General features: G+C 42.5%; 8 protein-coding genes. 6 read left to right on the plus strand and 2 right to left on the minus strand.

Annotation, left to right across the window (positions count from 1 at the left end; translation table 11 throughout):
* The first annotated feature begins 185 nt into the window (after positions 1-185).
* From B3J29_RS15225 to B3J29_RS15235, 3 genes are read left to right on the plus strand one after another with little or no spacing between them, the layout of a single operon-like run.
* The gene (locus B3J29_RS15225; RefSeq protein ID WP_004785602.1) at positions 186-2876 is read left to right on the plus strand and encodes a heavy metal translocating P-type ATPase; all 2691 of its coding nucleotides are present in this window, start codon (positions 186-188) and stop codon (positions 2874-2876) included.
* The gene (gene cueR, locus B3J29_RS15230; RefSeq protein WP_004785605.1) at positions 2876-3310 is read left to right on the plus strand and encodes a Cu(I)-responsive transcriptional regulator; all 435 of its coding nucleotides are present in this window, start codon (positions 2876-2878) and stop codon (positions 3308-3310) included. The genes B3J29_RS15225 and cueR overlap by 1 nt, the downstream gene beginning before the upstream one ends.
* A gap of 53 nt (positions 3311-3363) precedes the next feature.
* Complete coding sequence (locus B3J29_RS15235; RefSeq protein WP_004785606.1) at positions 3364-3561, plus strand: heavy-metal-associated domain-containing protein; 198 nt, start codon at positions 3364-3366, stop codon at positions 3559-3561.
* A 53-nt stretch (positions 3562-3614) separates the two neighbouring features.
* On the opposite strand, the gene B3J29_RS15240 is transcribed toward B3J29_RS15235, so the two are convergent.
* A complete protein-coding gene (locus tag B3J29_RS15240; RefSeq protein WP_004785609.1) occupies positions 3615-4223 on the minus strand; it encodes a TetR/AcrR family transcriptional regulator in 609 nt (202 codons plus the stop codon).
* A gap of 565 nt (positions 4224-4788) precedes the next feature.
* Here B3J29_RS15240 and B3J29_RS15245 point away from each other — a divergent pair.
* Positions 4789-6570 (plus strand): acyl-CoA dehydrogenase C-terminal domain-containing protein, encoded by a 1782-nt coding sequence (locus B3J29_RS15245; RefSeq protein ID WP_004785610.1) that lies wholly within the window; start codon positions 4789-4791, stop codon positions 6568-6570.
* A 78-nt stretch (positions 6571-6648) separates the two neighbouring features.
* The gene (locus B3J29_RS15250) at positions 6649-7824 is read left to right on the plus strand and encodes a thiolase family protein (protein WP_171064830.1); all 1176 of its coding nucleotides are present in this window, start codon (positions 6649-6651) and stop codon (positions 7822-7824) included.
* A gap of 131 nt (positions 7825-7955) precedes the next feature.
* Here the strand turns inward: B3J29_RS15250 and B3J29_RS15255 are convergent, their stop codons facing one another.
* On the minus strand, positions 7956-9044 hold the full coding sequence (locus B3J29_RS15255) for a zinc-binding metallopeptidase family protein (protein WP_004785614.1): 1089 nt from the start codon (positions 9042-9044) through the stop codon (positions 7956-7958).
* A 629-nt stretch (positions 9045-9673) separates the two neighbouring features.
* Between B3J29_RS15255 and B3J29_RS15260 the strand changes: the two genes are divergently transcribed.
* Positions 9674-10561, plus strand: a complete 888-nt coding sequence (locus B3J29_RS15260; protein WP_004785615.1) for a DMT family transporter — start codon at positions 9674-9676, stop codon at positions 10559-10561.
* Positions 10562-10588 lie beyond the last annotated feature (27 nt).

Raw genomic sequence — 10588 nt, forward strand, 5'->3', positions numbered from 1 at the left:
AACTTATTTCAGGACGGGACACACTAAATCTCGAAAAAGCCTGAAGTCATCTTTGGGCTTTTTTATTGGACTTTATGCCTTCATATAATGAAAGATCAAGAATTTAAAGCAGAAGCTTGACCTTCCTATTATGGTAATGTTTAAGCTATAGCATAGGCAGTGAATGGGTAAATGGAGAGCGCAGAATGAATACACCAGCAACCACACAGTTATATGAACAGCAGGTACAGATTTCAGGAATGACCTGTGCCTCTTGTGTCGCACGTGTGGAAAAAGCCTTAAAGAAAATTGAAGGTGTGGTGGAAGCGAACGTCAATCTCTCCACTGAACAGGCTTTTTTAAAAAGTGAACAACCTATTCCTGCAACGCAACTTGTTAATGCTATTAATAAAACCGGTTTTGAAGCTGTGATCCAGCAGTTTGATTTAAATATTGAAGGTATGACCTGTGCGTCTTGTATAGCTCGTGTTGAAAAAGCCTTGAAAAAAGTCGATCAGGTACTAGATGCGCAGGTTAATCTGGCAACCGAAAAAGCTCATGTCACTGCAATTCGTCCTCTCGCTGTTTCCCAACTGGTTAAGGCGGTACAAAAGGCCGGCTTTGATATTCAAACCGACCGAATTGAACTGGCGATTGAAGGAATGACCTGTGCCTCCTGCGTAGCACGTGTAGAAAAGGCCTTGAAAAAAGTCGATCAGGTAAGTGAAGCACAAGTCAATCTCGCCACTGAAACAGCTTCGGTCAAGGCGCCGCGTAGTCAGCTTCCAGCTTTAATTGCTGCCGTCGAAAAAGCTGGATATAACGCCCATGAAAAATTAGATACACAGGCTACCGATGCCCAGACGGCATTTCAGGAAAAGAAAACCGCTGAAACTGAACAGCTAAAACGTGACTTATGGTTGGCGCTAATTTTAGCTGTTCCGGTGTTTATTCTGGAAATGGGTTCACACCTGATTCCGGCTTTTCATCACTGGATTGCACATACGCTAGGTACCCAAAACAGCTGGTATATCCAGTTTCTGCTGACTACTCTGGTCTTACTGATTCCAGGACGGCGGTTTTATCAGCATGGGATTCCGGCATTGTTGCGACTGGCACCCGATATGAATTCTCTGGTTGCCGTGGGAACAATAGCCGCTTATGGATTTTCCTGTATTTCCACGTTCTTTCCGCAATTATTGCCGCAAAGTACTGTACATGTGTATTTCGAAGCGGCGGCTGTGATTGTTGCCTTGATCTTACTAGGACGTTATCTGGAAGCTCGAGCCAAAGGTAAAACCTCTGAAGCGATTCAATATCTGGTTGGCTTGCAGCCAAAAACTGCTCGAGTACAACAAAATGGAACCTGGGTTGATCTGAAAATTGCTGATGTACAGCAGGGCATGCTGATCGAGATTCGTCCGGGTGAGAAAGTCGCAGTTGATGGTGAAGTCGTTTCTGGTCAAAGTTATATCGATGAAGCCATGATCAGCGGTGAACCTTTAGCGGTGGCTAAACAGGCTGGAGATCGGGTGATTGGCGGAACGGTAAATCAGAATGGCACCTTGCAGATCAAGGCGACAGCAGTCGGACAAGATTCAGTTCTAGCTCAGATTATTCATATGGTGGAACAGGCACAAGGCGCAAAGCTTCCGATTCAGGCGGCAGTCGATAAAGTGACCTTATGGTTTGTGCCGGCTGTGATGCTGCTCGCGACTTTGACTTTTATTGTCTGGTTCCTGTTGGGTCCTGAACCGAATCTGACTTATGCACTGGTCAATGCTGTTGCAGTACTGATTATTGCCTGTCCTTGTGCAATGGGCCTGGCTACGCCAACATCTATTATGGTCGGCACCGGCCGGGCAGCAGAGCTGGGTGTCTTGTTCCGTAAAGGCGAAGCATTGCAACTCTTGCAGCAAACCAGAGTTGTGGCGGTGGATAAAACCGGAACCTTAACTGAAGGGAAACCAGCCCTGACCGATTTTGCAGTGACATCTGGTTTTGAGCAGCAAAAAGTTTTGCAAATGGTCGCAGCAGTGGAAGCCAAGTCTGAACATCCGATTGCCCATGCGATTGTTGAAGCTGCGAAAGCACAACAGCTGCAACTACCTGAAGTCAGTGATTTTGATTCAATCACTGGTGCAGGCGTGAAAGCTCAAGTTTCAGGTCAGCAAATTCATATTGGCGCAGAACGCCTGATGCAGCAATTGGGTTTAAGTGTCGATATTTTTAAAGAGAAAGCACAACAGTTAGGCGAGCAGGGACGCACGCCTTTATATGTCGCGATAGATCAGCAGTTGGCTGCCATTATTGCTGTGGCTGATCCGATTAAAGCCACAACCTATAGTGCGATTCAGGCCTTACATGATCAAGGCTTAAAGATTGCCATGATCACCGGTGATAACCAGCATACTGCACAAGCCATTGCTAAACAGTTGAAAATTGACCATGTCATTGCCGAAGTTCTGCCTAATGAAAAAGTCGATGCGGTACGCCAACTCCAACAGCAACATGGCATCGTCACTTTTGTCGGTGACGGGATTAATGATGCACCTGCCTTGGCTCAGGCCGATGTCGGAATGGCAATAGGAACTGGTACGGATGTGGCGATTGAAGCAGCAGACGTGGTACTGATGTCAGGAAATTTACAGCATGTAGTAACCGGTATTGGCCTGAGTCAAGCAACCATGCGCAATATCAAACAGAACCTGTTCTGGGCCTTTGTTTATAATATTGCCTTGATTCCGATTGCTGCAGGTCTGTTGTATCCATTCTTCGGTATTTTGTTATCACCGATGTTTGCAGCAGGGGCGATGGCATTATCCTCAGTCTTTGTGGTCAGCAATGCGCTTCGTTTAAAGACTTATCAGCCGATCCAGTTGAAGGAGGCAGTGTAATGAATATTGGACAGGCCGCGAAACGCTCCGGGATCTCGGCCAAAATGATCCGTTATTATGAAGATATCGGTTTATTACCCAATCCTAAACGTAGCGATTCAGGTTATCGTGTTTATAGTGACGATGATATGAAGACTTTAAGTTTTATTCAGCATGCGCGTGAATTGGGTTTTTCTTCCGAGCAGATGAAAGAATTGCTCGGCCTGTGGCTGAATGATGCCAGACACAGCCGTGATGTCAAACAGTTGGCGCAAAAGCATATCGAGTTACTGCAACAGAAAATTGCGGATATGCAAAATATGATGAAAATTTTGCAGCAATCGGTTGCGCAGTGTGCTGGAGATGAACAGTCTGATTGCCAAATCCTGAAACAGATTGAGCAGGGTGTGTCACATGGGAAAACTGCGCATACGCCTATCAAAGCAGATAAATAGACTTGAACTTATATCACTTAACCCAAATTTAAACTGATCAAAGGGAGATCAAGATGAAATTCCGTATTGAAAATATGACTTGTAGTGGTTGTGCGCGTAGTGTGACTGCGACCATTCAGGAGCTGGATGAAAATGCTAAAGTAAATGTTGATGTGGTCAGTAAAATGGTGGAGGTTGAATCGAGTGCAAGCGAATCTGAGATTATCGCGGCATTAACTGAAGATGGCTTTCCGCCCGAAACTATAGCTTGATATTCACTATTTAAAAGATAATTCTAAAATGCCTAATCATGATTAGGCATTTTTTATGAAACTGCCGATATTTTATCTGGCGTCATCAATGCCTGATTAATATACAGTTTAATCAAGCGTTCACGCGAACCAATCGCTTTTTGATAACTGGTCGAATTTAATAATAGTGAAGCCCCATAAGTTACCGTCCAGATATAAGATAAATAATCCCGGATTGACATTGCACTGTCTAAAGATACCAGATAATCATGGGTCATATCTTTAATGCGGATAATCCGTTCTTCACGAATACGATAGAGTTCCTGAAATAACTCTTTCAGGTTTTTTTCATTATTAGTTAAACGCTCTTCAATGACATGCAGCAAAATAGTCCGGTTTGAATTGAGCATGTGATAAAGCATATATTGCGAAACATAATTTTTAATATCGTTATTATATTTATCAGAAATTGCCAGAATTCTTTTTTCATTCAGAATGATGAGTTCTAAATATAACTGGTTTTTACTTTTAAAATGTTTATAGATAGTTCCTTTGGCGATGTCCAGTTCTTCAGCAAGTTCACTCAAGGTGATGTCCTGATTATTATCAAGCAGTAGACTTTCTGCCATGCTCAAGATCTTCTCTTTACGAAGAAGGAAGTTCTGCTTTCTTACAGTCGTCATCTTCTTGACTCATCATTTTCGAAAAGGAACCTACTAAGAATATGCTATTTTCGCAGGTATAGCTATAAAAACTAAGGTCGTCATACTTATCTAAATTTGTATATCTATTCAATATTTCTTGTAGAAGAAAGTCATATACAGCTGCATTAAAAATATTGTCAAGAAAATTGAACCCTTGAGATCAACTTTGTTAAATAAAATTCCATTTTCAATATATTTGATTTATGGTTTTTAGGGCATAAAGCTGAATCATATTTTTGTTTTAAACCCAGACCAGACAAGGTTTAGCGAAGTGAAGCCAGAGTCATTTTAACAGCTTAAATTTTTCATTCATCAATGGATTTAAGTTTTAAGGATTCAGTAAATACCAGAGGTATAAAGTTTTTGATTTTAAATTTTATATCGCTGATTTATGTCAATGAATTCATCATCAGATTAATTCGACATGATGATTTTTGAATGACATGCATGGATTCGAGCAAAAAGCATCCAAATATTTTCTCGAATCCATAATGAAAAAATACTCAGTAACAGGATTGAGTATCACCAGTGAAGGAATGTGAAAATGCCTATTTATAATGCGCCACTAAAAGACATGGAATTTATTTTAAATGATGTGTTTCAGGCCGAACAATTTTGGCAAAATAATGAAAATCTTGCACATTTAGATATGGCAACTGCAAATGCAATTCTGGAGGAGATGGCCAAGTTTTCCAAGAATGTGATTCTTGATCTGAACCGCCCTGCAGATGAAGAAGGTGGTGCTCAGTTTAGTAATGGTGAAGTCAAAACACCTGCAGGTTTTAAAGAAGCTTTCAAACAGTTTGCTGAAGGCGGCTGGGTGGGGCTGGGTGCGCCTGAAGAATGGGGCGGTCAAGGTATGCCAAAAATGTTGACCGTACTGGCTGATGAAATGATCTGGAGTACTAATCCATCTTTCATGCTTTACCCCCTGTTAACCGTGGGTGCTGGCATGGCGATCAATGACCGTGCTTCGCAGGAACAGAAAGAAACCTATTTGCCAAAATTCTATACGGGTGAATGGTCGGGCACGATGTGTTTAACTGAGCCACATTCAGGGACAGATCTGGGCATTATCAAAACCAAGGCTGAACCAAACGAAGATGGTTCATACAACATTACCGGGACCAAAATCTTCATTACCAGTGGTGAGCATGATCTGAGTGAAAATATTATTCACTTGGTATTGGCCAAAACACCGAATGCGCCAGCAGGTTCACGCGGTATTTCCCTGTTTATTGTCCCAAAATTCCTGGTCAATGTCGATGGTTCACTCGGTGAGCGCAATGCAGTCGCTGCCGGTTCGATCGAACATAAGATGGGCATTAAAGGTTCAGCAACTTGTGTCATGAACTTTGATGGTGCCAAAGGCTATATGGTGGGCAATGAAAATGAAGGTCTGGCGGGCATGTTCGTGATGATGAACTACGAACGTTTGTCGATGGGGATTCAAGGCATTGGCGCGGCAGAATTTGCTTATCAGAATGCAGCACAGTATGCGACCGACCGTTTACAGGGCCGTGCATCAACCGGTGCAAAATCACCAGAAAAACCAGCCGATTCAATTCTGGTACATGGTGATGTACGCCGTATGTTGCTGAATGTACGTGCTAATAATGAAGCTTCACGTGCTTTCGCAGTCTATGTCGGTCAGCAGCTGGATATTACCAAATACTCCACCGATCCTGAGGCGGTACGTAAAGCAACCGATCGTGTGGCTTTATTAACGCCTATTGCCAAAGCTTACCTCACCGATAAAGCACTGGATGCTGCACTTGAAGCACAAATGTGCTTTGGTGGTCATGGCTATATTCGTGAATGGGGCATGGAACAATGTATCCGTGACCTGCGCATTTCACAGATCTATGAAGGGACCAATGGAGTGCAGGCGATTGATCTGATCGGCCGTAAAACCACAAAATGCAAAGGTGCTTATATTGCAGAATATATTGCAGAAATCCGTGAATTTTCCCAAAGTCTGGACGATGCCTTGACGATTAAAAAGGCAACCTTAGATACCTGTCAACAATTGGAAGATATTACCAATTTTATTGTTGAACAGTCTCAGGTAAATCCTGACCTTGCCAACTCGATTGCTGTTGATTATTTGCACGCTGTAGGTCTGCTGAGCTTTGTTTACATGTACGCACGTATCAGTAAAGCGGCGGCTACTAAAGAAGAGAGCTATTTCCAGAATAAACTGGTACTGGCAAATTACTATATTGCTAAAGTACTCCCGGATTTGAGTGCGAGAATTCAACGCATTCAGGCAGGTGCAGAGCTGGTGATGCAATTACCAGAAGAATATTTCACTGCACAGGCCTAAACCCGCAAATATTGCGAAGGACAAACACTGCACAGATATCACTTTGCAGTGTTGATAACAATGATGTTAAAGGATGAGATTAGAATGATTGTAATTGTAGAAGCTGTACGTACCGCGATGGGCGGTTTTCAAGGCTCACTTTCTAGCTGTACCGCACCAGATTTAGGAGCTGTAGTGATCAAGGAAGCGGTGGCACGTGCAGGTCTGGCAGCCAATGATATTGATGAAGTGATCATGGGCTGTGTACTGCCGGCAGGTTTAAAACAGGGTCCGGCACGTCAGGCCATGCGTCAGGCAGGTTTGCCAGATTCAACCGGTGCGACTACGATCAATAAAATTTGTGGTTCAGGCATGAAAGCGATGATGCAAGCTGCGGATGCGATCAAGGCCGGTTCTGCAGAAATCGTAGTGGCGGGCGGTATGGAATCCATGTCGAACGCACCGTACTTAATGGATAAAGCTCGTGCCGGTTTCCGTATGGGCCACGGGAAAGTGACCGATCATATGTTCCAGGAAGGTCTGGAAGATGCTGAAACAGGTCTGTCGATGGGAATCTTGGCACAAGAAATGGCGGACAAAAAAGGCTATACCCGTGAACAACAGGATGATTATGCGATTGGCTCTTTAAATAAAGCCGTGACTGCCGTTCAGCAGGGCTTCTTCAAAGATGAAATCGTGCCAATTACAGTCAGCACGCGTAAAGGCGATGTGGTGGTTGAGCAGGATGAACAACCACTGAATGCCAAAGCAGACAAAATCCCATCTTTACGTCCGGCATTTAAAAAAGACGGTACGATTACTGCGGCAAATGCCAGTTCAATTTCCGATGGTGCTTCCGCATTGGTTGTAACATCGAGCGAGATTGCAGTACAGTATAGCCTGAAACCTCTAGCGAATATTCTGGCTTATGCCAGCCATTCACAACATCCATCAGAATTCACGATTGCACCGGTGGGGGCAATTGAAAAAGTACTGAAGAAAACTGGCTGGAATGCAACTGATGTGGATCTATGGGAAATTAATGAAGCTTTCGCGATGGTAACCATGGCAGCGATTGATGCCTTTGAACTGGATCCTGCCAAAGTGAATATTAATGGTGGTGCTTGCGCTCTAGGTCATCCACTGGGCTCTTCAGGTTCCCGTATCATTGTGACCCTGATTCATGCCTTGAAACGTACTGGCGGCAAAAAAGGTATTGCAGCGCTATGTATCGGTGGCGGTGAAGCAACAGCGATTGCGGTAGAACTGGTTTAAGTTTATTTAGATTAGATGGCGATGCTTTTGGTAATAAGCTAAGAGTATCGCTTAATTTATTGAAATAGTATTAAGCCCAAAATAAAGCCTGTGGATCACGGGCTTTATTTATATTGTATTAGATAAATATTTTAGTTCTGAATCAGACGTGGGTTATTAAAGACTTTATCCAATATATGCCGATGAATGAAACGCAGTTTATCTTTCACAGCTTCAGTCAGCTTAAAGGGGTAAGCATCCTCCAGACCCATACTGCGGTTTAAGGCATTTAAATTAAAGGTCAGGGTGACCCAGTTTTCCAGGATATGTTCAAAATCCTGTCCACCAATCGGGCATTCTTTAAAGTCCATACTGGCCAGATTTCGGCCATTACCTTCCACGCGTAAGCCAGCATAAAATGCCGTTTCCAGCGTTTCCATGATATGCAGATAATGCGACCAGGTTTCAGCCCAGTCTTCCCACGGGTGTGCGGTGGCATAGGGACTAATATATTTTTCATGCCAGTTAATAGGCGCACCCTGATTATAGTGCCTCTCTAGTGCTTCACTATAATTTTGCCGCTCATCTCCAAAATAATGGCGAAGTTCATCCAGTAATTCCGGATGTAGGTGCTGGATGAGATTAAAATAAAAATGCCCACTTTCATGACGAAAATGCCCTAATAAGGTTCTGTAGTTTTCACCCATATTGACCCGGGTGGTTTCACGATAAACCACATCGGCCTCAAAGGCATTTAAGGTAATTACACCATTGGCATGGCCGGTAAGTACTGGCTTGTCTTTTTCAGGAAGAAGAAAATCAAAACGTAAACCCAATGGATCATCATCCGAATGTTTTGGACGAGGCATAATGTTCATACGTTGGGTCAGATACAGAAAACGGCGTTTGGCTTCCTCCAGCCGATACCAGTAAATCATGTTTTCGGCATTTTCCAGATTTGGAATTACATGAGTCAGCTGGCAGGATTCGCAAAAATCTTCCTCATCATCTGCAGGGATCATCCAGTTACATACCTGATGATGGGTATAGTTATAACAAGGTTTATAACGGGAATGTTGATACTTTTTAGCAACCGGAACCCACTCCTGAGCATTCAGCTTTTTAAATGTCGTCATTTCTTTTTCGGAGGCGATATAGCCGATAGAGGAAAGGCAGTGATCACATACGAATTTGGCGAAAAAGATCTGCTTTTCGCAAACTGGACATTCAAAATATTTCATCGATACTCCCTGCGAAATGAATGAATTACAATGGATTGCTGAAACTCTGTAATTTATATTCAGATTGCATTGCGGAATTTTATCCTGTTTAAAAATTCATCATAAAAATTTCTTAAAAAACACTATGTTGATTAATTGTAAAATGCATGTGATCGATTATTCATTAGATTATAGTTTAGTGACTGTTTATAGAAGAAAAGCTGACAGAAATAAAAAAACCGATGAACTGACTTATGTATTTTTTTCTTAAATAAAAACGAAAGTATCAATTTAAAAAAACTGAATAATGCAAACTATAAAAAATTAGAGATCAAAAATTATTGAAAAAAATTGATTGAATAGCGTTTTTCATAAAACCTAATTGGTATACTGATGAAACATCTTCGGTCTCTTAAAATAGAAGAGCCTTTTATTATAAGTTAATCAAAGATGAGGAGTTACTTTCTTATTTTTTAAGCATAGTTGGAATCTGAGAAATCAATTTCACCCTTATTAAACTGATAAATTTTAATTATTTTTGAATTAGAAAATTAAACTTTTAGCTATTAGCCATTATATCATTTTTAATTAGTCATAGATTGTACTAAGACATAGAATTAATTCACTTTTACGGCATTAATGATCAGGGTATGGCAATCAGCTGGGTTTTCTTTACTTTAATGGCTGCATTTATGCAGGCCTGGCGAAATGCCTTTCAAAAACAGCTCAGTACCACTGTCGATATCTGGGGCGTGACGCTGGCGCGTTTCCTGTTTGGATTGCCTCTGGCTGGACTTTATATCGCGACTTTATACCACTTCAAACCGGTAGAAAGTGTAGTGCATTTTACCCCGAAGTATTGGATCTATATTCTGATTGCCGGTATCAGCCAGATTCTGGCAACCGCCTTGATGGTGCAGCTGTTTAAACAGAAAAATTATGCGATTGGCGTTGGACTGGCAAAAAGTGAAGCGATTCTGGCAGCCATTATCGGAGTGATTTTCCTGTCAGATCATCTTTCTGCACTGGCATGGATCGGTGTGCTGATCGGCGGTTATGCGGTATTCCTGCTGAGTAAGGGCAATCAGATCACTGGTTTATCCACCAAGACTTTAGCCATCGGCATCGGCAGCGGTTTGAGCTTTGCTATTACTTCACTCTTGGTACGTGAAGCCAGTCTGGAACTAGCGATGTTGCCAACCGTGCATCGTGCTTCATGGGTACTGATTTCAGTGATTGGTTTCCAGTGTATCAGTATGCTGATCTATTTAAGCTTGTTTAGCCGCACAACCTTAGTTGCCATGTGGCAACGTTTGGGACTTACGTTTAAAGTCAGCTTCTGCAGCTTTATGGCCTCCCTTGGGTGGTTTACCGCCATGAGTATGATGAGCGTGCCAATCGTGAAAACCTTGGGACAAATCGAAATCCTGTTCAGTTTGCTGATTTCAGCTTATTTCTTTAAAGAAAAACTGGCGCGTGCCGAGCATTGGGGATTGGGACTGGTGGTGATTGCAGCGATGCTGGTGATCTGGGCTTAACGAATACTGTCTTGTCCTGAAATAGAT

The organism is Acinetobacter sp. UBA5984 (assembly GCF_002429925.1).
Taxonomy (GTDB): domain Bacteria; phylum Pseudomonadota; class Gammaproteobacteria; order Pseudomonadales; family Moraxellaceae; genus Acinetobacter; species Acinetobacter variabilis.